This window comes from Sphingomonas sp. PP-CE-1G-424, assembly GCF_004341085.1.
GTDB lineage: Bacteria > Pseudomonadota > Alphaproteobacteria > Sphingomonadales > Sphingomonadaceae > Sphingomonas.
Window position 1 is genome coordinate 65,546 of sequence record NZ_SLXW01000006.1, and the last position, 25,692, is coordinate 91,237.

At 62.9% G+C, this 25,692-nt stretch carries 19 protein-coding genes and 1 pseudogene; 8 read left to right on the plus strand and 12 right to left on the minus strand.

The annotated features are described in order from the left end of the window. Window positions 1-66 precede the first annotated feature (66 nt). A complete protein-coding gene (locus tag C8J43_RS17635) occupies window positions 67-1,650 on the plus strand; it encodes a hypothetical protein (protein ID WP_133032029.1) in 1,584 nt (527 codons plus the stop codon). A 389-nt stretch (window positions 1,651-2,039) separates the two neighbouring features. On the opposite strand, the pseudogene C8J43_RS22405 reads toward C8J43_RS17635, so the two are convergent. Further along, window positions 2,040-2,226 (minus strand): annotated as a pseudogene (locus tag C8J43_RS22405) (DNA repair exonuclease); the annotation flags it as partial. Window positions 2,227-2,374: 148 nt separating this feature from the next. Continuing rightward, a complete protein-coding gene (locus C8J43_RS17645) occupies window positions 2,375-3,211 on the minus strand; it encodes a hypothetical protein (RefSeq protein ID WP_133032030.1) in 837 nt (278 codons plus the stop codon). Between the two features lie 405 nt (window positions 3,212-3,616). On the opposite strand from C8J43_RS17645, the gene C8J43_RS17650 reads away from it, so the two are divergent. Next, window positions 3,617-5,203 carry a VRR-NUC domain-containing protein gene (locus C8J43_RS17650; protein WP_165899668.1) on the plus strand — a complete coding sequence of 529 codons (1,587 nt, stop codon included), beginning with the start codon at window positions 3,617-3,619 and terminating at the stop codon, window positions 5,201-5,203. Here the strand turns inward: C8J43_RS17650 and C8J43_RS17655 are convergent. Beyond that, window positions 5,200-6,627 (minus strand): RES family NAD+ phosphorylase, encoded by a 1,428-nt coding sequence (locus tag C8J43_RS17655; RefSeq protein WP_133032032.1) that lies wholly within the window; start codon window positions 6,625-6,627, stop codon window positions 5,200-5,202. The genes C8J43_RS17650 and C8J43_RS17655 overlap by 4 nt on opposite strands. 129 nt (window positions 6,628-6,756) lie before the next feature. Between C8J43_RS17655 and C8J43_RS17660 the strand changes: the two genes are divergently transcribed. Beyond that, window positions 6,757-6,999 carry a helix-hairpin-helix domain-containing protein gene (locus C8J43_RS17660; protein ID WP_133032033.1) on the plus strand — a complete coding sequence of 81 codons (243 nt, stop codon included), beginning with the start codon at window positions 6,757-6,759 and terminating at the stop codon, window positions 6,997-6,999. A gap of 435 nt (window positions 7,000-7,434) precedes the next feature. Here C8J43_RS17660 and C8J43_RS17665 read toward each other — a convergent pair whose 3' ends face one another. The 3 genes from C8J43_RS17665 to C8J43_RS17675 are packed head-to-tail and all read right to left on the minus strand — an operon-like array spanning window position 7,435 to window position 11,539. Beyond that, window positions 7,435-8,124, minus strand: a complete 690-nt coding sequence (locus C8J43_RS17665; protein WP_133032034.1) for a hypothetical protein — start codon at window positions 8,122-8,124, stop codon at window positions 7,435-7,437. Beyond that, window positions 8,121-10,400, minus strand: a complete 2,280-nt coding sequence (locus C8J43_RS17670) for a Mov34/MPN/PAD-1 family protein (RefSeq protein WP_133032035.1) — start codon at window positions 10,398-10,400, stop codon at window positions 8,121-8,123. The genes C8J43_RS17665 and C8J43_RS17670 overlap by 4 nt, the downstream gene beginning before the upstream one ends. Beyond that, window positions 10,397-11,539 (minus strand): metallohydrolase, encoded by a 1,143-nt coding sequence (locus C8J43_RS17675; protein ID WP_133032036.1) that lies wholly within the window; start codon window positions 11,537-11,539, stop codon window positions 10,397-10,399. The genes C8J43_RS17670 and C8J43_RS17675 overlap by 4 nt, the downstream gene beginning before the upstream one ends. Before the next feature lie 130 nt (window positions 11,540-11,669). On the opposite strand from C8J43_RS17675, the gene C8J43_RS21980 reads away from it, so the two are divergent. Then, a complete protein-coding gene (locus C8J43_RS21980) occupies window positions 11,670-12,050 on the plus strand; it encodes a hypothetical protein (protein ID WP_165899669.1) in 381 nt (126 codons plus the stop codon). 3 nt (window positions 12,051-12,053) lie between these two features. Here the strand turns inward: C8J43_RS21980 and C8J43_RS17680 are convergent, their stop codons facing one another. The 6 genes from C8J43_RS17680 to C8J43_RS17700 form a co-directional block, all read right to left on the minus strand. Then, a complete protein-coding gene (locus tag C8J43_RS17680; protein ID WP_133032037.1) occupies window positions 12,054-12,242 on the minus strand; it encodes a hypothetical protein in 189 nt (62 codons plus the stop codon). A gap of 199 nt (window positions 12,243-12,441) precedes the next feature. Next, a complete protein-coding gene (locus C8J43_RS17685) occupies window positions 12,442-13,044 on the minus strand; it encodes a DUF6338 family protein (protein WP_133032038.1) in 603 nt (200 codons plus the stop codon). A 323-nt stretch (window positions 13,045-13,367) separates the two neighbouring features. Continuing rightward, window positions 13,368-14,009, minus strand: a complete 642-nt coding sequence (locus C8J43_RS22410; protein ID WP_243645659.1) for a hypothetical protein — start codon at window positions 14,007-14,009, stop codon at window positions 13,368-13,370. A 1-nt stretch (window position 14,010) separates the two neighbouring features. Then, window positions 14,011-15,996, minus strand: coding sequence for an AAA family ATPase (locus C8J43_RS17690; protein WP_243645660.1), 1,986 nt, complete (start codon window positions 15,994-15,996; stop codon window positions 14,011-14,013). Beyond that, the gene (locus C8J43_RS17695) at window positions 15,993-17,102 is read right to left on the minus strand and encodes a metallophosphoesterase (RefSeq protein WP_133032039.1); all 1,110 of its coding nucleotides are present in this window, start codon (window positions 17,100-17,102) and stop codon (window positions 15,993-15,995) included. The genes C8J43_RS17690 and C8J43_RS17695 overlap by 4 nt, the downstream gene beginning before the upstream one ends. A 331-nt stretch (window positions 17,103-17,433) precedes the next feature. Then, window positions 17,434-17,910: a sigma factor-like helix-turn-helix DNA-binding protein gene (locus C8J43_RS17700; protein WP_133032040.1), complete on the minus strand. Its 477-nt coding sequence runs from the start codon at window positions 17,908-17,910 to the stop codon at window positions 17,434-17,436. Window positions 17,911-18,670: 760 nt separating this feature from the next. On the opposite strand from C8J43_RS17700, the gene C8J43_RS17710 reads away from it, so the two are divergent. The 4 genes from C8J43_RS17710 (at window position 18,671) to C8J43_RS17725 (ending at window position 25,669) form a co-directional block, all read left to right on the plus strand. Beyond that, the gene (locus C8J43_RS17710; protein WP_133032041.1) at window positions 18,671-19,216 is read left to right on the plus strand and encodes an RNA polymerase sigma factor; all 546 of its coding nucleotides are present in this window, start codon (window positions 18,671-18,673) and stop codon (window positions 19,214-19,216) included. Further along, window positions 19,209-20,180 carry a FecR domain-containing protein gene (locus C8J43_RS17715; protein ID WP_133032042.1) on the plus strand — a complete coding sequence of 324 codons (972 nt, stop codon included), beginning with the start codon at window positions 19,209-19,211 and terminating at the stop codon, window positions 20,178-20,180. Before C8J43_RS17710 ends, C8J43_RS17715 begins: the two co-directional genes overlap by 8 nt. Window positions 20,181-20,267: 87 nt before the next feature. Then, a complete protein-coding gene (locus tag C8J43_RS17720; protein WP_133032043.1) occupies window positions 20,268-23,225 on the plus strand; it encodes a TonB-dependent receptor in 2,958 nt (985 codons plus the stop codon). After that, window positions 23,222-25,669: an alpha/beta fold hydrolase gene (locus tag C8J43_RS17725; RefSeq protein ID WP_133032044.1), complete on the plus strand. Its 2,448-nt coding sequence runs from the start codon at window positions 23,222-23,224 to the stop codon at window positions 25,667-25,669. The genes C8J43_RS17720 and C8J43_RS17725 overlap by 4 nt, the downstream gene beginning before the upstream one ends. Window positions 25,670-25,692: the final 23 nt, after the last annotated feature.

Genomic DNA, 25,692 nt, shown 5'->3' on the forward strand with positions numbered 1-25,692 from the left:
GGCTGCAACTTCAGACGTGGATTCGAGGACTTGCGGCAGTTTCGCACGCGTGGATAGATCGGCTCGATGACTCGCCCACTAGATTCCGATGAACTTGGCGGCAAGGGAGAGAAGAGGCTCGCAGAGCTTCTGCTCGACGCCCGCCTGAAACCAAATAGTCCCGATCGCGATCGCGTCGGTTGGGACTCGGTGGTGACGTGGCCACTCGACGAGACAGCTCCTGCCGACAGCCGGCCCGAGCCGCTTGCATGCCACATTCAGGCCAAGACCGTCTGGTCGGGCAACGGCACGATATCGATCAACCTGAGCACGTTCGAATATATCGCCAAGGACGCACGGCCCGCTTTCATCATCGTGTTTGACGTCGATGATCCGACCTTGGAGATCATCAAGGCCCACATCATCCATGTCGAAGGGCCGTTTCTTTTCGAGGTCCTCAAACGTCTGCGCCAAGCACGTTCCGAAGGGAAGCGGCCGAGCGAGGTTACGTTCGAACCTACGACCACGAAATGGGGAAAGCTTCTTCCCTCTGTTACCGGCGCGGCTCTCAAGTGCGCTATGGAAGCCTGCATCCCAGAGGGTATGACCGCATATGCCACCATGAAGCGGCGCCAACTGGCGCGCCTTGGCTATAAAAAGGGGGGCATTCAGTTTCGCACGACGGTCACAGCCAATACCCAAGACGAACTGATCGACGGCTTCCTTGGACTTGGATCGCTTCAGGTCGCAGATATCGCTCAGGTTGAAAACCGGTTCGATATCACAATCGAATCTCCGTTTCCGCCTCCCGAGAAGGACAGCGGTTGGGAAACACTTAAAGTCGCACCAAGGCCGACCGACCGCTGCATGATCATCGCGACCCGCCCGGACGGCAAAAAGCTCGAGATGAAAGGAGAGTTCTTTCGAGTTCCTGGCACTGTTACCGGTCCCGAACGGATTGTCTCCGAGTGCCGCACCAGCCTGCTCAGGATCCGTGTCGATGTGAACGGAAATGAGGGTGGCGGACTTCTCTTCGCGGCGATGGGAGACTTCGCCAACCTCCGAGCACCAGCGGCCGATTGGGCAACATTTTACCGCTTCGGCGCCTGGTGCATCCGCGATGCTCTCGTCATAGAGATCAAGACCAAAAAGACCGGCGGCCCGCCACCACTCAAGGGTGGCACGGATCCAACGCCGGATTTGGCGGAGGCCGAACGCCATGATCGCATGGCGGATCTGGCCGAGGCGGCGGAATGGGTCTTGGCGGCCGCACAGGCGCCGGGCACGAAACTAACATCTGACGAGCTGCTGGCGGCCGCTCCCGACCTCAAGACCATCCGGACGATGAAACTTGACCCTGACAAACTCTCGGGGTTCACCTTCACCAGCCCGCTGCCGACAGGCGCCACGCCCGATAGCAGCTACGAACTTCTATACGTGAACAAGGTCGCAATGGGGGACCATCTCATCGCCTTCGCAGCCCGCACCCGCGCAACTACGGCTGTGGAAATTGATGCGATCTCATGGGTGACCGGGCCGATGCATCTCGAACTCACCCGCAAGATCAGGAACGACGATAAGGCGATCGCCAAATTCCTACGCGACGCCCGTCGATATACCGGCATCGACAGCGTCTTCGGACCAAATCTAATCGAACTCTTATCTGAATGACGCTACTGCAGCGCGGCCGCCAACCACCGCAACTCATCCGCTCAGTGCGGATGCTCCGCTGCATGCGGCCGTTCTGCGCCAGGGCATTGCCACGCGAGCCAAAATACTCGTCGCCGCTGGAACGGCAACCGGCAAGACCACGCTCACCAAGCCATGGTCTGTGCGTTATCGTCGGACATACGACCCGGGTAGCGCATCGCGGCGCCGGATACACGGCCCGGCGCCGCCTTGGGTCAAGACCGTGCACGACCTATGTCCAGACCATGTCGAAGCAGGCCAAGCCGTCAAGGAAGTACCACTACGTGCCGCAGGCGCAGCTCCGCCACTTCGCGTCGGACGTGGGCCGTCGGTCGATCTGGATCTACGACAAGGGCCTGGACAGGTCCTGGGTCGCCGTCGAACAGGTCGCCAGCTATGACGACGAAGTCGACCGCCTCGTCGATTGCGAACCGCACCAGGTTATCGAACGCCGAGCGGGTCGCGGAGCGGATCTCGACGACGGGCAGGCCGTCGTATCTCGACAGGCCGTGGAGCGGACTGGACGTCGGCAGCGTGCAGGAACCTGAAGCTCGTCAACTCATCTCCCTCTGCCGGATCGGCGCCTCGTTGTCGGGTCGTCGTCAAGCTAACCGGATGAATGTGGGGACATTCGACCGCGACTTACAAGTCCTGCAGCGCGGACCCGGACCGCATCGGACGCGATGCTGGGCCGCGGGGCGGCAGTTCAGCCGGCGGCCTTGGACTTCCTCGCACCGGGACCGACGACCACGAGCGGCGTCCAGTTCACGTCCGCCCTCGCCAGGCGGAACTCGTGGTCCACGTCCGCTTGGTTGTAAAAGTTCTCGGTCATGTAAAGCACCGCGTAGAAGCTGCGCCAAGCGTGATGCCCGGCATAGCCGCGCATGTCGGCGTAGATCCCATCCAGCGCGGCCTTCGCCTCCTCCTTCGTGTCGATGAACTTGTATTCGGCAGCCGCCATCAGCGAAGGGACGCCGATGTCGGGCCGGTAGGTCTTGATGCTCTTCGGGATCGGGACCTCGCGCACTACGTCCCGGAACGCGAGCCTCAGGACGTCCATCACCGCCTCGCGGACCTTGGCCTCGTTATCCGGCATCAGGGCATTGCGCTCGATAATCTTGGGGGTGTTCTGGAGGATCGTCTCGAAGACGCCTAGGCCGGTGACCTCGCGCCCCTCGATCATCGTGGCGATCGAGTTGAACATGGCCCTCGCCGACGCCAGCGGTGGGCTGTGGAAGGTCACGTCCCACGGCGTCACCTCCGTGTCGGTCAGGCGCTTGAAGGACTTGCGGGCGCGCGTCACCTCCTTGCGGTATCCTGGCAAGGACATGCGTTCGGCGAGCACCGCCGTGTCGCGGAAGACCTTCCCGATCAGGAACTCGAGATACTGCTCGGCCCCCGCCAGCTCATCCGCGTGATCGCCCTCCTCGACGTTGTCCTCGCGATTGCCCTCGCAGACGTGGTAATACTTCACGAGCGCCCGGTCGGCTCCGCGTATCGTCTCGCGGATCGATGCCGCGAGCAGCTGCTCTTCGATGTCCATCCCCGACTTTCGCACGCCGGCGCCCGGCCGCGCGACACCTTTCTGACGCGCATCACAGCAGCGCGGGCTGCGTGGCGGCCGGGGGCGGCTCGCCGCTGCGCCAGCGGTCCGCAGGAGGCGACTCCACCGCGGCGCTCACGACGACGTTCAGCGTCAGGAGGTAGCGCGACGGCGGAGCCGTCCTCCCATGTCGTGACCGCGGTCGGCGACATCGCATCGGCCGGTTAGCACGCGACGGCGATGAGCCGACGGACTACAACCGGTCGGACCGGGAGGTCAGGAATGAAGCTGTTGAAGAAGCTGTTCAGAAGCGCCGGCCGATCGCGACCGGCGACGGCGGCGGAACCGGCATCGACAGCGTCCGCCGAGGCGGTCCACGCACATCCATCGAAACCTCGAAGGCCGGTGACGCTCAGCAGCATGGGCAGAGACTGGGTCACGATAGAGGAACTCGATCTCTTCGGGACCCCGATCACGTCTCCGAATGGTCGCTTCACGATCGTCACTGGCTCGGTCCTGGGAGGCGATCGCCATCCCGACGGACGGCGCGACGGCATGTATGCCCTCCTCGAAGGCCGCAACCTTCTGGCACACGGGGCGCTCGAGCGTCCGCACGACGCCAAGGTCGCCAACAACGGCACCTTCGTGCTCAACGACTGGATGCACAGCGGGGAAATGGTGGGGCGCTTCGTCGGCCACCGCGTCGATGGCAGCCAGGCCTTCAGCCACCAATTCTCCGCGAACCTAGCCTGCAACGGCCTGTCCGCCGACGGACGCTACGCCGCCTGCCAGACGCTCAGCTCCCCCGGCAGTCCGGACGATAGCCGGGTCGCGCTGTTCGACGTGGAGGCCGGAGAGCTCGTGGCCAGGCTCCGCCCCGGGTGCGGCACCGCCAACGGCTTCGAGTTCGACACGGCGCAGGGGCGCCTCCACGTCCTCACAAACGACGGGGACAGGGAGACCTACGGCCTAGACGGCGAGATGGTCGATCGCCAGGACTGGCTCGACCGTCGCATCGGCCGAGGCGACCTCCGGGTCATCGGCACCCTTGTCACCGACAATGCCCACCGGGCCGATGCCGCTCTTGCGGCCAGGCTGATGGAGGGGCTCGCCCACACCGCGACCAGCGGCGACGCCTGGTCAAGGGCCCGCGCGGAAAGGCTTTCGGGCGAACTTCACGAGGACCTCGGCAACGGGGTCGAGGCGCTGGACGCCTACGAACGGGCCTTGCGGCTGGACCCGCAGGTCGGCGTGTCGCGGAAGGCGGACAAGCTGCGCGAGCAGCTGGCCGGTCCCGCCGCCGCACCGACCCGGCGGATGAGCCGTTTCGAGCGGCAGGCTCAGCGACTGGGCATAAGGCACGAACTGATCGCTCTCGAGACGGGCGGGCCGAAGCAGTGGCGCTTGGGGCGCGACCGCGAGTTCGGACCGGTCGAGGCCGCGGCGCTCGACCACTACGCGGCGGAGGACTGGTCCGGCGCCGCGTCGGAGGGCGGCCTCATCCTGACGCTCATCAAGGCGGCCTCGTTCGCCCGGCTCGCGCCGCGGAACGCGGACACCTTCATCGAGGCCCTCTACCAGCAGAACGTCGCGTTCGAGGAGGACAGGTTCGAGCCGGCGCACATGGTCGAGACCGTCCGTCGGGCTGATCTGGCGCAGATCGCCGCGAACTGGAAGGTGATCAGCGCGACCGCCGGGACGACCCCGGCATACTATCCCGGCGTCCGCTGGGAGCACGTCGAGGGCCTGTTCGGTGCCCTCGGGTCCGAACGCCTCGCCGCGATCGCCTCCAGCTTCGCGACGGCCCCATACGACCTGCGCGCCGGCTGGCCGGACCTGACCCTCTGGCGCGACCGCGAGGTGAGGTTCGCGGAGATCAAGTCGCCGACCGACCAGATGCACGCGAGCCAGTCCCGGCTAATCACGACGGTCCTCGTACCGCTCGGGTTCGACGTCGCGCTGGTGGAGGTGCAGCGGAGCGCGCCCGCCTAGAAGCCGTGATCCTCCCAGTCCGAGAAGCTGATCGGCACCGGCGGCTCGGTATCGAAGGCGATCGCGCGGACGCGATGGCGAGAAATTCCGTCCTCGGCCAGGCGGAGCGAGGGTTGGACCGCCACAGGCTCTTCACCGCTGAGTAGGGAGCTGAACCAATCCTCCTCGGGCACCGCCGGCGGGGAGGGTGACGCAGCGGCCGCCGGAGCGGGCAACGGGTCGAAGAGGACCCGTTCCTCTACGTAATCCCCTTCCTCGTCGCGGTGCGTGTAGCTGAAGTGAATCTTCCGCTCGACGTCGTCCTCGGCACCCTCGACGACCGAGGCGTGTGGGAACAGCGCGATGTTGTTCTGCGTGTCGGTCAGCTGCGACGACCCGAAGATGAGGCCATCGAACGGAGGGTCGGCCCGCGCCCAGAGATACTCGGCGACGATCTGCGTGGGCAGGTAGTCCAGCGTCTCGCGCCCGGGGATCACGGCGCGCCTCACCTCCTCGTGGAAGCCGCGGACGAACCCCGCATATCCCTGCAGCTCGGCATAGCCGGGCTCGAAGTAGCTGATGTGGCGCTGGGCCGCCTCGAGAAGCGTCAGGTCCAGGACGCGCAACGGGCGGACCACCTCGAACCTGCCGACGATGGCGGCGCCGCCGACCGGAACGCGCAGTTCCGCGACGCAGGTGATCGGGTCGAAGGCACCGTAGAACACGCTCACCCCCGCCGGGTTCATCCTGCCCGAGCCGGCCTTGCCGGGCCGTGCCGCACCAAGCTGCGATACGCGCTGGCGCAGGATCTCGGCGCTGGCGCCTTCGTCGTTGGCGATGCGGCCGCGGTAGATGTATCGGTCCGCGTCGTCCGGTCCGATCGTCCTGATCGCGCCGCCGTCCGGCCAACGGCCGTCCAGTAGCGGGGCGAGGATCTCGTCCAGGACGGCGATGCCGTCGGCCAGAAAGAACCGGCGCTCCTGCTTGAGCTGGGCGCAGAATTGCGTCCAGCGCTCCCGGAGCTGCCCGTCGCTCGCGTCGACGATCGCGTAGATATCCGACGTGTCGTCATACCAGTCGAAGTCACCGTCGTTAACGTCCCACTGGTGCCGGTCCGAGAGATAGCTGACGATGTCCTGCCCGATCTCCTCGTCGGCGGCCTCGGCCATCTCCGTCATCAAGAAGCTGGGTGTCTCGCCGGACGGACCGTAGGTCACATGCCCCCCGTTGATGGTCACGTCCTCGCGCGCCAGGCCGACGACCTCCCTGAACGTGTCGTCGACGCGGCGCGCCAGGGCGCCGATGGTGACGCCGATCTCGTCCTCGTTCGCGCAGTAGGAGCATTCGCCCGGCCGCCCGTCCCGGAGGATCTCGGCCTTGAGGACGTCCTCGCCGATGCACTCGTGGCACACGCGGTGGTCCTCGTCCTCGTCCAATTCCTCCACGACGCATTGTCCCCTTTCCGACGACCAAAGATGCCTAGCGACGCAAACCCGGCGGCGCCGGCCCGGCGCTGGGCGCGGAGGCGCGCGCGATCGGCTTCCCGGCTACCGGCACTGTGATAGTGAGTGTCCATGATCGACCTCCACACCGCAAGCGCCGAGCAGCTCGACACGGTCCCCGAACTCAGGGGACACGGCTTCGAGATCGTCCGTTACCGCGAGGCGCGCGGCCGCTTCGAGACGCGTCGCCAGCTCGAGGAGGTTCCCGGCCTCGCCGGGGAAGTAGCACGGAGACGAGGACCAAGTCAGCGTAGGCTGAGTTCGTCCACGGCCGCCTTGAGGCCGTGGATCGAAGTTAGGAGCTTGGTCGCGTAGCGCCGTCCAGCTGCGCCTGCCGCGCGAGGTTCACAAACTGCTTCTCCGCGACAACCATGCCGCAATGCATGAACTGTGATGAACGCTATCATGTCGCGAAGATCGTTCTCGGACAGCCGCCGGCCGCCCCGAAGCGGCCAGACCGTGATCCAAGTGGCGACCATTGGCGATCGACTGAAAGAACGGCCGCTCTCGGAGATATTGTCGGTGCTGCTGGACGGACGAAATTGGGGCGCGTTGCTGCCAGACGGTTTGACGCCGACCGAGCGGCAGCTTCTGGCAGAAGCTGCCGTTGAAGGCCCGACCGGCGAACGGCGCATGTTGGTCGTGAGCTGCCACGGCGCCTGCCGAGAGCAGACCCAGTTGCAGGCGTTGGCGGCCCCTTTTCGCAGTCAGGATCGAGTTTCAGCACGATGCACTTTAACGCCGATCCTATCAGGATACGACCTTATCATACGTCCTGAATACCTCTCGCGTGTACGCAGCATAGAACTTAATGAAGCGAAGGAACAAGCCGATCGCCAAGACTGCTGCACCGATCATCAGCGTGACGGTCATGCGATCATGTGTCTGCCACGACGCATAAGCTAGCATGGCGGTCGCTATGATCGCCGCCATCGAGACATTGCGGCACATGCCATATTGGTTGATGAAGTTATCGAGGCGAGTCGCCGTATCGGCCACACCGCGCGCATGAGGAAAGGCCGCGACGAACGCAGCCTCGCCATCCATCGCGGTAGATGCGACGTTTAGCCCTGTCGCGAGCTTGCCCATGATCCGCGTCTGGTTGGGGACGGGCAACGGTTGATACTCCCGTGCGCCCGATAATGCCGCAAGCCAGCGTTCTCGGCGACGCGGCGGATGGATGCCAAGCACGATCTCCGAAGGCGGCCGCAATATGCGCCGGGCCACAACATGCTCCAGCAAGGCTGCCGACGGCATGGCAATAATCTGCCCCACAAGGTACGCTACTACGGCCCAAAATACCCCGGATACGATCGTCCAATGCTGCTCGTGCGCGAGAGCGGACCCCATGAACACACGATCATATGCCGCAAGCGCGACCATACCGGTCGTCAGGAACGCATAAAACTCATAGCTAGCGAGCGGAAACCAGTCCTTCATGGCTCTTCGCCCCCTCTGACTTTAATCGCGGGTTGCGAGTATACCCGCTCCGCAATCAGCTTAGCGTAGCCCCCTGGGGTATGGATGAGAAGCAAAGCGGGGCCGAACTGGCGCATGGCAAGGATACTGCCAGCGATGGCGTCGGTCATCGAGGGACCGCTGGTCATCAGATGGTTGTGCCATGTCCCGATCACTTGCAGCGCACCGCCGGTACGCCGCGCAATGCCGAGAACCGCGGCCCTCAAACCCTGCGTGCCAAGGACGAACTCGGCGGCGCTGCGGATGCTATCAGGCGGGGCAGCAATCAGATCGACCACCTGGAAGAGATTGCCGATATGAGAGAAACGACCCACGAGAACCCCGCCGGTCTCAACGCCCGGATATAGTGCGATATCCGCTTCGATCGCCGCGTGGACACGGGGATGGATCCGGATGCCAGGCTCGTCGGGGGCCAATTGGTCGACATCGATCCACGCATCCTCGTTCGCCACCGACCAGGCCAAGCCGCCGTCGGCATCGGTTCGGCCGATACGTACCTCCCCCCTCGCGGGCAGGCCATCGCGCGCCCACCCCGTAATCGGTCGCGCCATCGATGCGGCTAGCATTGACAGATCGCTATCCGGCATCGGGAAGGTGACGGCCGAACACCCCTGCCCGATGATCACTTCCTCCGCTCGGGCGCCGAAGGCGATCGCCGCATCGTTGGCGTCGAGTGCCAGCGTTCGATACGCTTCCGCAGCCAGGTCGCTGATGCTTGGGTTCGCGTCCGGTCCCTCGCACGCGACATACGCCATGCGGCCGGCGCCCAGCAGGCACGCCTCGACGATCCGCGGGCGATCGGGCCAAGGGGCGTGCGCCAACGCCTCACGCGTGACGAGGCTCGCCGTGGTATCGACCAACATCGCGCACCCCTCCTGGGCGAGTTGCGCTCGCCCGTCGGCAGAGCCGATCAGCGACACGGCATCATCCGACACGGCCGCAGCTTTCTGGTCGAGCTTATTAATTTGGTCGACGACGAGATCGGCCTTGGCGCGCAGGAAGAGCCTTTCCGCGATGCCGATCGGCATCGCGGTGTGACGCGCGTAGTTATGAGCGCTCATGTAGCCACGATCGACGACGATCGACGGCGCCCGACCGGCGCGGCCCGCGTGGAGCGCGATCTTCGACCCGACGCTACCAGCGCCAAGCATGGTCCAAGGCAACGTCGCCGCACTGGAGCCGTCACCGGACGTCCTTCGTAGCAATCCCGCGTTGATCGTCTCCCGTTGCGCAGCCAGCCGTACCGGCGTCGCGGTATCGAGGAAGTCATGCCCCGGCGCCACCTCGATCAGATACGGGCAAATCTCGATCGTGCTGTCCGACCCCACCAACGGATAGGGTCGACGGGGGAGCAACAATATCGCGAGCGGGATAGCCTGCGGTGGGGGATTGGCAATCAGACCATCCCGAACGGCAACCAACCCAGCTAGTAGATCATCCCGGCAGCCATAAAGGTTCGCGCGGTCGAAGAGGTCGCCGACGGTGGCAACCGTCTCAGGCAGGTAGAAGTCGGCAACGATCGGCCCCTGTGGTCCCGAGCCGGGCCAAGCCAGCAACGTCAGACCGCTACCGATATCGTCCTCGCGCGTCAGGATCGGGCCGATCAGCGCAGGCGGCAAGATACAGCTCGAGCCGAGCAGCAGCTTGAACATGTCGGATTTGGGGTAGTGGATGTAGGTCGTCACGAAGAGCGCCGTACCGCTGGTTAGGGTAACGTGGCTTCGTACCCGATCAGCATCACACGCGATGATGTCAGAGATCGTGTCGCGCCGCACCGGCTCCCAGCCGTGCGCAGGATCGTTGAGGTCGAGTTCCGCAGCCCGATCTAGCCACTCGACGAGTTGCTCTACCAGCCCAACAAACCCACGCGCCTGAACAACCTCACGGGGGCTGCCCAGGACCAGACACGGCTCGACCAACGAACCAGCCTTGCCGGGCTGGATATGCGGATGGATGCGCGGAAAGTCATTACGCAGCCTGATCCACGGCGACACCAATGGAAAACGATCATGCAGTGCGATCGTGACCGCTTCATCCATCTGGACGCCGAATGGGCTTTGCCCCGCCGCGCGCCAGACCGCCGGTAGTTCGGTGTGAATGACGACCCGGCAGAGCGTCCAATCCCCCGCCTTGCCGGTCACGGAGACGCTGCGAACCGACGGGTGCGCTTCAGCCTGTCGAAGCGCCCGTGCGACGGCGATCGGCAGCTCGGCCGGTACTGCGGAGTCTTCGCTCACCCGTGCGCCAGTGCCTCGCTGCCGACACCCGTCGCCGCTGCCGTGGTGGCAGCCAGCGCCACGCGCTTCAGCTTCGGACCGTTCCGGCCGATCTCGAACATAACCGGATCGTCGCCTTCCACCTCACCGACGCATTTGAACTCACCGCTGAAACCGCCGGCCATGTCCTCATATTCGCGCTTGGCGCGGATGCACGGCGGGTCCTTGTCATCGTCGCTGATCGGGCAGGAGCTGGCGATGATCATGGCACCGGGGCGGCCTTGCGCGAGCGCGCTCCGTGCATCCGACGAAACCTCGGCGTCTTCGCCCTTTTCCGACCAACTGTCGCACGACAGGCTATGCCAGGAGCAATGATGCGGAGCGACCAAAAGATCATACGCCAGATTGGCAGGTTCGTCCTGCCAGCGATCCCATAGCTTCTCCCAGATCATAACTTCGGCGTCGCCTCCGAATAGAAGATAGGCGGCATCCTCTTTGCCCGCGGCTCCGATCCGCATCTGAATGATGACGCTCGAATTGTTCTTGGTAAGAATATTGGCTTCATCTTCGGTTTCGGCGAGCCGCGGCGCCAGCAGCAGCGCATCGAAGAGTTCATCTTCAATGCCGTCCACATTCGCAAACCGCTCGCCGGCACGGACAAGGATGCCCTCCAGATCATCGGTCTTGGCATCGACGTCCTCGCCCAACACGAGGATGCGATCCCCATCGCCGAGCGTCTTGTTCTTGCGGAACAACGCGACACGCCGACGCGCTTCATCCTTCCACGCCTCGGCGTCGGCCGACAGCAGATCATCTTTGCGGCGACGGCGGAAGACCAGCGGCGACGACCACATCGTGCGGATCACGATCTTGTCGTCCGCCGCCTTGTGCGACGAGAGCGGTCCGAGATGGAAGTGGTTCTGCAATCCGCGTACATGATCGGCGTCGGGATGCGTCAGCAAGAACGCATCGACGAACAGCCGATCATCATCATCTCGATCAAGGATTCCGCGCAACTGTGTGGCCACATCGGGGGTGTCGTCTTTGGCATTATCAGCCGAGCTGCGAATGTTGATGTCGATAAGAATACGTCGACCGTTTTCGAGTTCGACCAACGCCATGTCGCCGTTGCCCACCTTGAAGTGGTAGGTCTTAGCCATATCCTTCCCTTTCTCAACCTAGGTTTGGTGAAGACATAGGTAGAACAGCACGCCTTTCAAGGAAGCAACTCTGTTGCCAGCATATGCGGCCGGGTACGCCGACCGGCTTGCCCGCCCGCCCCCTATTCCTATGAAGCGAGAGCATTACGCTCACGGGGAATTGGTAGCGGAACTTGGCGCATCGTTTGTGAGCGGCGCGATCGGAATCAAATTGCAAGACCGCGAGAACCATGCCGCCCTGAGCGTCTTGCTGGCCGATCGGAAAATGGGAAAGCGGCTGCGATCGCGGCCACCTTATGCTGCACCGTCCATGGCTCAAGCCACCGGATGGCAAAGGCGAGCATCAGAGGGGCATCGACCCGAAGCGAAGGCGCAGCGCCGATCGCACCCTGACTGCCGCCGCCATTCTCAACATAGGCATTCACGATCTGCCCGATGTGGTTTTCCGTCCCGTTTCCCGATCGTTTGCCGGGTAGCAGTCTCAGGATTTAAGGGGCGTGATCACTTTTAACGGTCAGCCCTTTTTCTCATCCTTCGGCGGTTGAGGCTGCTTAGGCTTTGATACTAAACTACCCACGGTAGGAAGTGCTCCAAGTCCTCCGTTAGGCCCGATGTAGCCACCCTGCACCTTACCCATACCACCGCGGATCGGAAACTTCCCCATTCCCCATCCCTCTAACGAGATGAAATCATCGTCATCCATCAAAGTATCCTCCAGGTTTATCTATAGTAGCCGTCACCCTTTCTTGTCAGGCACGGGCTTAGATACAGCCGATCCACTGGTAGGCGGACTTCCGAGGCTACCTGATGCGGGCTTGTAGCCAAACGTGTCCGGGTTCTTTGAGGGCGTGTAACCCTTTTGGCCCACGGTCCAGCCATCGTTGAACTGCTTGCGTTCTTTGTCACTCATCCGAGCCTCCTTTGATGAACTCAACCATACGGATGCTTCCGCCACAGATAAGGATGGAGCGAGGCGGAACAACCTCGTTCCAATTACCATCATCTCCGACCTGAAACATTTGCGCTAGATACACGTCCCGATCACCGGACGTTGATGACGCGAACGAACCATCAATCCACGCGCCTGCTATTTCCGACCCGTCGTTAAGGTGAACCAATGCAAATGATGGTTCCCGCTTGCGGAAGGTATAATCCCAGGCAGTTGGTGTGTGGTGGACTGGCCTAAGCCCCATCCGCTCGGTGAGCGCGTAGAAGCGTTCTGATTGGTCAAAAAACACTAAGGCAACTCCGACAATCAGCGGAACCGCGAAATAAAGGAGAAGCTGCCAAAGCCATGACGGCAGCGCTGGGCCTATGTCAGCATGGAATACCGGATAAGACGCAGCGCTATAAGCGATTGATACAACTGCATAGCTCGTCACTTTATCGGAGAGTGTGGGTGGCACGGTATCGCGAAAACGTGATCGGACCCATAAGATTACTATGCCCGGTGCTAGCAATCCCGTGAGTTTCGTTATTTCTGCGGCCGTTGGAATGTCTGCCAAGCGCTACCCTTTCGGTCGAACGCTATCTGATCTGCTTGCGACTAGGAAGGGCGGGCGTCCGCCTCAATCAACGCTGCGCTAAAATGATCGTCCTTGATAGAACGATCAAGTGTCACAACCGGACGGTTCTGATCCGGCGCGTTGACGTACGGATTTTTGCCGGCTTCGAAGTGTCAGAAGGCCACGTCACAAGTCCAGTCGCGGTACGAGGAACGACGCGTTCAAGCCCCTGCCCTCCCGGCTGAACGAACGTCCGCTTCTTTGCGGTCGACGCCCTAAAGCGGCCATTCCGCTTTCCACCAAAACATCTCTACACCCCGGAGTCACAGGACCAGCCTGGTACCGCCCATATGCCGAAACGCTCGCTCACGACAGGTCAGTAAGATGACCTGCATGTGCTGAGCTGCTTCTGTCAAAATCTCGGTCATCAGATCCAGCCGCGTATCATCGGCATACACAAGCGGATCGTCGAGGATGAGAGACACAGGACGCCCTTCTTCCCTCAGCAAATCGGCGATCGCGAGCCGGGTCAAAACGGCGAGTTGTTCCTGCGTGCCCCTCGAAAGGCTGATGCACTCTTCTCGCGACCCGCCGCGACTGATTGCGGACAGTCCAAGGTCATCGGCAAAGACCAATTCCGAGCCGGGCAACAGGCGCTCGATGTGTCGCTTCGCCCTGGCGGTGACCGGACCGACATAGGTCCGGGAGGTTTCGGCCTGCACCTCCTCCAGAGTGTCCCGCAGCAGCTTGAGCGTCTGCGCTTCCTCGGTGATCCGGACAAGCGCCTGTTCCGCGGCCAAGGCTTCTTCAGTCGCTACGGCGGCACGTTCGGCCAGTCCCTTGCCACCCTCGCTTTCGATCGTGCCTTCCAGCCGGGCAATGTCGGTTTCCAGCCGTCGCCGCGCCTCGTTAGCTGCGACCTGACGTACATCGATGTTGGCGATCCCGCGCTCGATCGAATGCACGTCATGGACGCCAGCGTTGCGCTCGGCTTCGTTCAGAACAGTCGCCGCTTCCGCCGCCCGTTCCCTTGCATCGGTGAGATCCCCTGCAAAAGTTGCGAACCCCTGCCCGTGCTCGATCTGTCCAAGCTGATCTGCTGCGTTCCGAAGGTCGCTGGCTGCGCCTGCTTCGGCGGAGGCCAGTGGCCGATCCTGTTCCTCGATCATGCCTAGCGCCGTCGTCGCACTTTCTTGCGCCTTCAGCACGGGCAAGCGCGGTTTCGGCGACGTCGACTGCGTCAATGAAAACACGGACCGGCGGTGCTCCTTCGTCGTTACCCTCGCCTTCAGGTTCTGGCGGCAATCCCACCAGAAGCAGCTTGAGCGCAGCTACGCCGGCGGAAAGATCGAGTTCGGCATCAGCGGGTGCGCTCGCCTCAAGTTGAGCGGAAAGCGTCTTCACCTCTCCGGCTGCATCCCGTGCTGTGTCGTTGCGTTGCCGCGCGACAGCGACGCTCTCTACGTCCAACTCTTTCAGCGCTTCGTCGTGTCGAGCAATGGCGTCAGCCAGGCCCAGTTCGGTGTTTCCAGCGGACGCTGGTGGACGGATGATGAGTTCTGCGCCGCTGCCCAAGCTGACGCGCGTTTGGCGCGTCAAAACACGGCGGGTGGCCGTTACCGGGTCACCGTCGATCGTAACGTCTGGCGCAGAGCCAACGAGCTCGATGGTAGTCGCCCCAGCCGCGAGCCTAGCGCGCGCTTCAGCGATGCCCCGCTCCCCCTTCTCAAGGCGGTTGATCGCCTCTGGAGCAATCATGGTTGCAGTGGCAGCCTTGGCGACGGAGAGGCGCTCCTCCAACGCAATGACGGTGCCGTGCCGGATCCACGCGGAACTGATGGCTTGCTGACGCCGTAGGGAGGCGGCGTGCCGTTCGGCCTCGGCGAGTGCCGCTCTGGCCAGCTGCCGGTTAACCCGCGCTTCCATAAGCGTTGTGCGTGCCGCATTGGCCTTGTGCCTGGCCGCCGTCACCTCCTGCGAACGTTCTGCCCTGCTCGCTTTGGCGGCGTCTAAAGCGGCCTGCGCATTGTCACGAGCGTGTACAGCGTTGGCATGGCGCAATGCGACCTCATCCAGCGTCTGAACCCGGATTTTTGCAATCTCAGATTCGGCTTTCCGCTGTGCCAGTATCTGCGCTGCCGCCCGCGCGATTTCGAGCGAGCGAACAAGATCGGCGCGCCTCTCGATGTCGGTGGTGTCGGCCATCTCCCTGTGAAGCACCTCGAGGCGTCCGCGCGTGGCTTCTAGCTCCGCAAAACTTTTCTCCAAGAGGTCGACCTTGCTGGCGGCTTCACGCGCGATCCGCTGCGCCTGATCGAGCCGTTCTCTTGCAGCCTTCTGTTCGCCACCAGGTGATTTTTTCGCGGTCCAGAAAGCGGCGAACTGCTGGTCGACCCGGTCACGAACCCTCTCATAGGCGGCACCGCCGAGGATCGTGCCGACCTCCGCCTCAAGGGTGGCCTGAATCGTGTCGCGAACGATCCGGCCCGGCGCCGAAACAGCAAGTGCTTCGGCCTGTCCGACCCAAAGCAAACCAAGCGCGCCGTAAGCGGTGACATCGCCGTTACGGCTGGTGTCTTTCTCGAACCCGAGCAGTGCCTGAAGCTGCTCTTCAGCAGCATCCCCTTGGGTCCTGCCATTCGGTCCTCGCACCTCCATCGAGTGCGACTTGAGGAAGCGTTTTGTGACCGTCCACGGCACTCCGGCGACATCAAAAGTGACCCCGACTTCCGGCGCGACATTCTCACCAAACGGCTGGTACGAGCGCGTCAGCTGGTTGCCCGATCGGTGTGGTACGAAGAAGGCTGCTCGGATAGCCTCGAGCAGGGTCGACTTGCCGGTCTCGTTAGGCTCGACCACGATGTTGAGGCCGTCGGTAAGTCCGTCAATCGTGACCGGTGCGCGGAACTTGCGGAAGTTGTTAACGGTGATGCGCCGCAGTTTGAGGCTCACGCCGCAGCCCCCCTCATATGTTCGACGAACAGGCGTTCAAGCGCGCGCTTGGCCAGTGCGGCATCCCCCTCCCCTGCCCTCACTTTCGCGTAAAGCTTGGCGGCCGCAGCGCCAAGCATCCCCTCCCCTGACAGCGACGCGAGATCGTCGTCACTTGGCCTGGCGACCAGATCGTCGGAGCGAAGATCGAGATGGCGGAGCCGGTGTCGTAGATCATGTTCGATTCTGCCGAGGATGGCGACGCGATCTGTCATGCTGGTGATCCCCACCAGTGAAAGCTGGAGCAAGGTGGAGGCGGGATCGACCTCGCCCATCAAGCGCTCCACTTCCGCGTCAAAACTTGTCGTGTCGTTGACCCGCCATTCGCGGATCAGCCACTGGTAGCGGCCGGTTCGGATTGGGGTGACCTGAGGCCCCTCCCCGCCCCCAAAATCAACGAGTAAGACATGCCCTGGAACGTCGCGCTGAAAGCGGTCGGTCTCGGGCGTTCCAGCATACCAAGTTTTGCTACCGATCTCAAGGACCCCATGCCAGTCCCCGAGCGCAAGATAGCCGAGACCGGAACGCTCGGCTCGGTCGGGTGGGATCTGATTGTTGGCCTCGCCTCGCGATCCGAAGTCCCTGATCGAGCCGTGCGCGAGACCGATGCGAAGCCGTGCTTCCGGCGTGGCCATCGTATCAAAATCGGCAGTCGGATCGTCGAGATTATGCCGGTGCGTGAGCGGTGCCGGTAGCAGCCAGACATCGTCTTCCATCTGCTGTGGATTGGGCTCGGCCAGGATGGTGACGTTCGCAGTTTGGCGCGCTCTTACCCGGTCCCACAAACCGCCGTTGCGCGCATAATCGTGATTGCCTGGCAGCAGCCACCAGCGGCAGGGATAGCGCCCCATCCGGGACAATGCCTGGACGATGGTTCTATCTTCCGGTCCCTCGGTATCGAACACGTCGCCGGCCACCAGAACGTGGCCAACATCATGGGTGCGGGCAGCGTGGCCGATGGCGTCGATCGCATCGAAGCGAGCTTCGGTAAGAGCCGCCCGGACGTCGGGTTCGAAGCGACCAAATGCCTTGCCGAGCTGCCAGTCGGCACTGTGCAGAACGCGCACTATTCACTCCCTTGCGGGCGTCTCGCCCGCTTCAGTTCACCTGGAACGTCTAGCGAACAGTCGGGGTGTGCGGAAGCGTTTTGAAGGCTGTCCACCATGCCGTCGGAGTTTGCCCCCCTTGATGGCTATTTGCTCCCCAAAACGGATCATTGCGGGAACATGGAGTTTTGCCATCGGGAGATAGTCAGCATTCAAGCGCGCTGACTCGCGCGCTTAAGTCACTGCGGAAAAAGGAAAATGGCGTTCTCTTCAACGGATGACTTTGAGCCCGGATCTAGGCGAATCTTATGCGGATTTGACAGCACACCTTACGCAACCTTCGGGCTCACCACTAACTACGACGCCTAAGCCGAGCGATGATTTGCCGGAAATGCCCGCGGACCCGCTCACGCGGGATTCCCAGCACAGCAGCAATCGTCTCGCCGCTCATTCCGTCGATCCGGCTAAGCCGCAGGACGTCGCGTGCTTCAGGGGCAAGCGTTGCTGCGGCAACAACGATCTCAGGATCGAGATGCTCGAGCGCAAGAAGCGCATCTCGCGGCACCAGCCACCAGGCGCGGACCTGAACACCATCAGGATGCAATCGAATCGCCTGCTCTCCGCGATCAACCGTCAGATGCTCCAGATCGGCAGTCTGCAATCGAGCGAGCACCTCGGCCAGGTTCGGGGCGGAGGTCGGCTCGGTCAACGCACTCAAGTAATCGTCGACCTTAGCTGCGAGGGCCCGGTTGGCCGCGATGTTGGGCAATCGCCGGTTCAATTCTCGACTGCACCGGCGAAGGAGCGCGAGCGTAGCACTGTCGGTCATGTTGGCCTCCTGGAGAGATTTGGGATCGTGGGGGCGGGAAGAGTTTGGTGTTTCCCACCTTCAATTCCTTCCTCCCTCTCCCTCTCTGCTGGCCGACCGAAGCATCGAAGCGCAGGTTATCGCCGCGTGTTGCGCCCTGCAGCGCGGCGACGGGCCACCACGCGACCGGCCGCCGCGGATCGAGTACGTTGCCGGCGTTCTTGAGCGCTGCGGCAGGTACAGCCCGCACCGCGACGCGGGCGGGCAACGCGCTGCCGAGGATCGCCACGAGCAGGCCGAGCGCGAAGAACCCGATCGCCGCTCCTGGCCGGATCACGACGTCCGGGGTGCTGCCGCCGAAATAGCCCGCACCCAGGCCGCCGCCAATCCCGCCGCCGCGCCGACTAGTCCACGAAGGTCCAGCCAATCTGGCACTAATTTCAAGCTTGCATCGTGACGCGAACCGCGCACATTGGGACCGCTTCCGGCAAAAAACCGGAAGCGGGGCGTGGAAACCCCGAAAGCAATGCAACTCGGTCGCAATTCTTGTGGCCGGGTGGCATGCGCGCATGTCCAACCGGCAACGGTAAAGGCGCATGCGCTCTGTGCATTGCCAGGGTTTCCAACATCCGGCTTCAGGCCGTCGCTCCAAGTGGACATAGGGGCGACAAATGAGCCACGGGCCAAGGTCGGCGCAGAGCCGACGCTTAGTTTTCATTGAGCGGGCGCGATATGCGCGCGCGCTCTCCCAATTTCCGCTCGGCGCAAAGAGCGCCGCGCAATGAGCGCCGGAGAAAGCCAAGACCGCGGTTGGTATCGCGGTGCCCATCGCCGTCACTTCAGCGAGGTCTACCGGTCCGAGAAGCCGCGCCTGATCCGATATTTCTTCCGTGAACTCGGCAACAAAGCCGATGCAGACGAAATGGCTCAAGAGACGCTAGCTCGATTTTTGCGGTCTGCCCCTCCAGGGATCACGACGCCGCGCGGCTATCTGACCCGGATAGCGCATAACCTGGTCAAGGACCGATCCGTTCGCAATTCGACCCGCATGGCACAGCGGTCGGTGCCTCTCGACGACGGGATGGGCGCCCCCTCACCGTTCGATCCGCATCGCGATCTGGAGGCGCGCGAAAACGTAATACGGTGGCGCGCGATCCTTCAGCAGCTCCCGGCGGACACACTGGAGGTCTTCATGCTCAACCGCGTCGAGGGGTTCAGCTTTCGGGAGATCGCCGACAAACTGGAAATTCCCCTGTGGAAGGTACAGAAACACATGCTTCGGGCCGTTCGCCACGTTGGCGCCAATCGGAGCGATTCTGATGACTGAGTTGAATTCGCAGGATCAGTGCGCCGCCGAGGAATGGGCGGTCCGGATGCTGGACGACCCGACCCGCCACCAGCACGACCTTGCGCAATGGATCGCCGCAAAGCCCGGTCGCGGCGCCCTCTACGATCGGCTTATGCGCGATCTTGATGACGCTACTGCTGCCGTCCGCGTGGTATCGGTGCAGTCCTCTCGCCCGGTGTCGATGCGCGCTCGCACGACGCTCCTCGCAGTTGCGTTCCTCTGCGCATGCCTAGCCATAGGTTTTTCCCTGCGCTTCACCGCCCTGCAATCCGCCAAGCCACTCGCCCGGCCGACGGTGCACTTGGCGACCAAGGTTGGCGAGCTTCGCCGCGTGACGTTGGCGGACGGATCCAGCGTCATCCTCGACACCGACACTCTTCTAACGACCGATTTCTCAGGCCAGCGGCGGCTGCTCAACCTTGAACACGGTCGTGCACGATTTTCGGTTGCCCATGACAAGGCAAGGCCCTTCGTCGTTCACGCGGGTGGCGGTGAAATCGTGGCGACCGGCACCGTCTTCGACGTGGCCTATCGTGACGCCCTTTCCATCGACCTCATCCAGGGACGTGTCGTCGTAAGACCACCGAGCATATCGCTCGGACCCCGCTCCTCGCCACCCATTGCCCTCAACTCCGGGCAACATATCGCCTTCGACCCCGGTCATAGGCGGCCCCCGTCCGTAACCACCACATCAGTATCCGAAACGCAGTGGGTGCAGGGCACGAAAAGCCTGAACGATGTCCCGATCGATGCGATCATCGCAGAGGCCAATAGATATGCCACCGCGCATATCGAACTCGCCGATCCAAGCCTCGGCACGCGCGAGATTTTCGGCGATATCGATATCCGCGACAGTGATGCCGTTGCCGAAGGCGTCGCCGCCTATCTCGACCTTCGCATCGACCGGTCGCAGCGAGGGAAGATCGTTCTGCGAAACAAATAATTCTGCGGCCGCAGCTTCAAATTCGAAAAGTCCCGTCTTTACCGCTTGCGCCTTTGAACAGGGGCCGAGTTGCAAAACGGGGGAAGCATGGTCGATCTTACCAGGGGTTGTTTATTTGCAAGTGCGACGGTCGCGGCCATCATAGTGGGCGCCCCGAGTGCAGCACAGGAAGCAAGCCGTAGAAGCTACGATCTTCCGGCTCAGGACCTGCGACTTTCCCTAAGGACAGTCACGCGTGGTTCCAAATACAAGTTGATCGCTGGATCCGCGTCTTTGCGGGGCAAAAACGCCAAAGCGTTGCGCGGTAACTACACAATCGGCGAGGCGATCGACCAGTTGCTGCGTGGCACCGATCTTTCCGTTAGTGTCATCGACGAGAACGTCATTATCCGGGGGCGATCCGATCCGTCGCGCGAAGCGTCAGTGAGTGCGGCGGACGACGAGATCCTCGTGACGGGCACCAATATCCGGGGCGCGGTGGCTACAGGGCCAGTTCGCACGCTACGGAGAGCGGATATCGAGCGATCGGGACGAGCGACGGTGGCCGATCTCATTGCCGCGCAGACGGCAAATTTCGGTGGAACAGGTAATCCTGTGGCCAGCCTGACCGGTGTCGATGGTGGCGGCCTGAACTACTCAGTGGCGCCGGCCGCCAATCTTAGGGGGCTGGGCAGCGATGCGACCCTCACTTTGTTCGATGGACGCCGCGTCGCTGGGTCGGGTGGTCGCGGTGACTTCACGGATCTGTCGGCCATTCCTTCGCTCGCGGTCGACCGCGTCGAGATACTGACGGACGGTGCTTCGGCAATTTACGGGTCCGACGCGGTTGGGGGCGTCGTCAACATTCTCCTGCGGCGTCGTTATCAAGGTCTGGACGTTCGGACCCGCGGGAGCCTGGGCCGCGACGGCCGCAAGGACGGACTTCTCGGCCTCGCGGCGGGCCAAGCCTGGCAGACCGGATCGCTGTTCGTGGCGTACGACTTCGAGCACCGCGACCGGCTCCGCGCCGCAGACCGCGCCTACACGGCAACCGGCGATCTTCGGCCATTTGGCGGCAGTGACCACAGGACGTTCCTCTCCTCGCCGGGTACGATCCTCGCGCTCGACCCAACAACGTTTTCCTACGTACCGGCCTACGCGATTCCTGCCCTCCCCGGCGGCCGCCAGCCTGTTCTGAGCGACCTGCAGCCGGGATCAAACCTATCGAACATCGTTGCAGGCGTCGATCTGTCGCCGCGGATCGATCGTCATGCGGCCTATGCGCGACTGGAACAAAGCATTGGTAGCGACGTCGATGTATTCGCCGAGGGGCGCTATGCCAGACGAACCTTCTCCTACGGGTCGCCGGCAGCGCAGACGGTCTTCGTGGTCACATCTTCAAACCCCTATTTCCTGCCTGTCGACGCTCAACAGTCCAGCGTCTTAGCCTATTCGTTCCTCAATGATCTGGGTTCGGCACACGCGACGGGTGGCGTCTCCGCGCTCAGCACGGCGGCCGGGCTGACATGGCGTGCGGGCAGTGGCTGGACCATCGACGGCTATGGAAGCTTTGCGCGAGAACGCAGCGGCGAGCGCCTGTCGAACCAGCTTAACGCAAGCGCCTTGAACGAGGCAGTCGGCGCGGTGCTGGATGATCCAGCGACCCGCTACTCGGCCGCGGCGGACGGATACTTCAACCCCTACGGCGCAGGGGGCGCGAACAGCGCGGCTGTCCTCGACTTCATCGGAGCTGGCTACTCGAAAGCACGTCGACGCAGTTCCGTGGCGGAGGCGGTCGTCAAGGGCGAGGGTCCGGTAGTACGCATTCCCGGGGGAGACGCCCGCCTGGCCCTGGGATCGTCCTACCGCCGGGAAACGCTGCGGTCCGGTGGCGAAACCTTCATGTCGGGAAGTACGCCGACAACGCTCGCCCAACTCGAGGGCAGACGGGGCATCAAGGCTATCTTCACGGAGCTCGAGGTTCCGCTCGTCGGTCCCATCAACGCGCGTCCCGGTGTCCAGGCGTTGAACCTTTCGCTGGCGTTGCGGCATGAAGCCTATGAAGACTTTGGCGGGACCACCAATCCGAAGGTTGGATTGTCATGGCAACTGGCCAAGGGTGTGACCGTGCGCGCCAGCTGGGGCACCTCCTTTCGCGCACCCGCGCTGGCCGAGACGAAGGAGCGCCGCAGGATCGTGCCCACGGTCTTGCCAGACAGCACGGGTGGATCGGTGCCAGTGCTCATCCTCGCCGGGGGCAACCCGGACCTCTCGCCCGAGAGAGCCAGAACGTTCAGCGCGGGCTTCTCCCTGGCGCCTCCTCAGATCCCAGGCTTGACGTTCAACGTGAATGGCTTTTCGACTCGGTTCAAGGGCAGGATCGCGCAACCCGCGCTTCTCGACCTGTCGCGCGCTTTGACCAACCCTTCACTGACGCCGTACGTCGACAGGATCACCCCCTCAGTTAGTGCTACCGACCTCGCGCGCGTGACTGCGCTTCTGGCGGAACCAGGCGCAAGCGAGGGTTTTTATCCGCCGACCTCTTATGCTGCGATCATCGACACGCGCTTCGGCAACACCTCGGCACTGCAGGTCAGCGGACTCGATGCAGACCTTGGCGTCGTGCGAACGGCCGGGAAGCAACGGTACGGCGTGAACCTGTCCGCGACGTGGCTGTTCCACTACACCGACACCCTCACGCCGCTGTCTTCGTCGGTCGATCGGCTCAACACCTTGAGCAACCCAGCAGATCTGAAGCTACGTGGAACGGCGGAGTGGTCCCGCGGTGCGCTATCCGCCTTCGTGGCGGGCAACTTTGTTGACGGCTACAAAGACGATGCCAGCGTTCCCATCCGAGAAATCGGTGCATTCGTGACCGCCGACCTCAACATCGGCTATGCGCCGACATCGGGACCACTGTCCGGCTTTCGCTTCTCGATCAACGTCGAAAATGTGTTCGATGCCGACCCACCTTTTGTCGATCGCTCCAACGGCTTCGGGTTCGATGCCGCAAATGCCTCTCCGTTCGGACGGGTTGCAGCAATCGAAATCAGACGATCCTGGTGATTTCGCCCGAACACCGGGTGCGGGTGTCGAACAACATGTCGGAGATAATTATGCGCAGAGTGATCCTGTTTGCGTTGTGCGCACTCGCGCCCAATGCAGCGCTGGCGCGGGACTATACGGTCGAGGACCTTCTTGGGCTCGAAAGCTACGGCGAAGTCGCAATTGCAAAGCCTGAGAAGCTCGTGCTCGTCGAGAAGCGACGTCCCTACGCGGACGCGGCAGACTTCGGCTATGGTGCGCAGTTCAACGGTCGCATCCTGTCCCGTATACTGGCCACCCGGACCGACCGACCCAGGTCGCTCCAGCCGCTGTTCGAGCAGTCATCGGATGCAGGGTACTGGATGGCAGGAATGTCCCCTTCGAAGGGTCGCCTCGCCGTCTATAGACTGCAGAAGAGACGGCTTACGCTTGGCGTCGTGGACCTCCGCAGTCGGGTCGTGAAATGGTTCGATCCAGCGCCCGATTTGCCAACGACGTCGCCCAATCCCGTCTGGCTCAACGACGACGAGCTCGTGTTTATTGCGATGCCAGCCCATAGGCTGCCCTCCGTACTCCTGTCGGGCAGCGCCTCCTTCGGCGACCTGAGCCGCCTGTACGCGGCACAAGCCCGCGGTGAGGCTTCGGGAACCGTGGTTTCCACAAAGAACGGGCCGGTACCAGACGCGACCGAACGCGTTCTCGTACGGGTATCCTGGCAGACCGCCGAGGTAGTCCCTCTTCTGAAGGGCGACATCGTCGACCTCTCTTTATCGCGATCGCGCACGACCGCTGCGGTCCTGCTGGCGGGAAGGCCCGCTCTACCCGGCGGCAAGCCCATCTCGGTGAGCTTCGATGCTCGTCGTCATCAAATCGCCTTGCTCGACCTCACGGACAGAAAACGCCGCGATATAGCCGGCGACGTTATGCGCGGGTTCATGACCTGGTCGGCAGACGACCGCCTTCTCATACTCAGACGCGACGATGCGCCCGATTGGAGCAACGGCTACTATGCCATCCTCGACAAGACCGGAACGCTCGAACGTCTCGGCGGCACCGACGTTCATGCCGATGTCGTGGAGGACGGGGGCGGGCGCATCGTCCACGCAGGCTGGGCCGGTTCCACACCTGTGGCTCTCATGAGGACTGCCTCGGGACGGTGTGCATGGATGCGACTGACGGCGGGAAAGGCGACGGACCTCGGCGTCAAGCATTCGGCACGCCCGATCGGAACAACGCTGCACAGCATGTGGCTGCTCAATGGCGAACGGCTGATCGCGGTTGGGCGCGGTCGTGACGAGCTCGTCGCCACCGATGTCATGCGAGGCCGGACCGCCCTTCTCGAGCCGTTCAACGAGGGGTTCCGCGTGGACATGAATCCAGAACGGGTCGAGGCAATCGTCGTGAAGAAGCAAGGTTCGACGTCCGTTGTTTCGGTGACAGTATCAGGGCGCCTCGAACGACCCACGACGTTGCCTGCGGACTCGGTGCCGCTGGCCGCGGTACCGGGATTCGCCGTCGCGTGGTCGTCCGATCAGCGCAACCAGGATAGGCTGTACCTTAGCCGGACGGGAATGGAGGCAATTGAGATCGATCGATTGAACGCGCGCGTTTCCACTGTCGCCATGCCGCATATGGTCGGTCTCACATCGAAGGATTCGACCGGCACGACCCTACACCATTGGCTCATTCTCCCGCGTCGTGCGGCGGGGAAGCTTCCGATGGTGGTCACGCCCTATCCTGGCATGTCGTTCGGCGCCCTCGAGCCTGGGCAGCTCTCGGTATCACGATACGACTTGTCGACGAACGCGCTGCTCCTCGCGAGCGCTGGATACGCCGTTCTCCTTCCAAGCATGCCCGCAGTGTACGATGGGGCCAATCCCAGCAATTACGTCGTCGCCCAAGTCGACGCAGCGGTGGACGCCGCGATCGCGGAGGGACATGTTGACGAACGCCGGGTCGGCGTTCTGGGCCACAGCTTTGGCGGATACGCTGCGCTGACTATCGCGACACGGTCGCACAGATATGCCGCCGTGGTCGCGAGCAACGGCCCATCGGACGTGGCGGCGATGCACGGTTCGATCAGCGGGAGCGACAGGGTCCGTCTCGAGCGTGGCATACCGCTCTCATCGTCTGCAGGATGGGTGGAGGCCGGGCAGGGGGGCATGCGGTCAATGCCGGCTAAGGCCCCTTTAGCCTACGTGCACGCGAGCCCGGCTTTCCAAATGGATGGGTTGAGCAGGCCGTTGATGGTAATCGGCGGTGACCTTGATCCGGTGGATATGTCGCACTCGGAGCGCGCTTTCATGGAGGCTACCCGGGCTGGTGCCGACGCGACCCTGGTGCGCTTCTGGGGCGAAGGGCATGAGGTTTCCAGTCCTGGTAACATTCGCCAATATTGGGACCTAGTTACTGGGTTCTTCAAGCGGACCATCGGCGAAGGGGCTGCGGCCGCGCCGCACTCATAACCGGCGCAGGTCGCCAGGCAGCT

Coding starts and splice junctions, on each gene's coding strand:
- C8J43_RS17635 (WP_133032029.1), top strand. CDS start 67: ATGACTCGCCCACTAGATTCCGATGAACTTGGCGGCAAGGGAGAGAAG.
- C8J43_RS17645 (WP_133032030.1), bottom strand. CDS start 3,211: ATGGACATCGAAGAGCAGCTGCTCGCGGCATCGATCCGCGAGACGATA.
- C8J43_RS17660 (WP_133032033.1), top strand. CDS start 6,757: ATGATCGACCTCCACACCGCAAGCGCCGAGCAGCTCGACACGGTCCCC.
- C8J43_RS17665 (WP_133032034.1), bottom strand. CDS start 8,124: ATGAAGGACTGGTTTCCGCTCGCTAGCTATGAGTTTTATGCGTTCCTG.
- C8J43_RS17675 (WP_133032036.1), bottom strand. CDS start 11,539: ATGGCTAAGACCTACCACTTCAAGGTGGGCAACGGCGACATGGCGTTG.
- C8J43_RS21980 (WP_165899669.1), top strand. CDS start 11,670: ATGAAGCGAGAGCATTACGCTCACGGGGAATTGGTAGCGGAACTTGGC.
- C8J43_RS17680 (WP_133032037.1), bottom strand. CDS start 12,242: ATGGATGACGATGATTTCATCTCGTTAGAGGGATGGGGAATGGGGAAG.
- C8J43_RS17700 (WP_133032040.1), bottom strand. CDS start 17,910: ATGACCGACAGTGCTACGCTCGCGCTCCTTCGCCGGTGCAGTCGAGAA.
- C8J43_RS17710 (WP_133032041.1), top strand. CDS start 18,671: ATGAGCGCCGGAGAAAGCCAAGACCGCGGTTGGTATCGCGGTGCCCAT.
- C8J43_RS17715 (WP_133032042.1), top strand. CDS start 19,209: ATGACTGAGTTGAATTCGCAGGATCAGTGCGCCGCCGAGGAATGGGCG.
- C8J43_RS17720 (WP_133032043.1), top strand. CDS start 20,268: ATGGTCGATCTTACCAGGGGTTGTTTATTTGCAAGTGCGACGGTCGCG.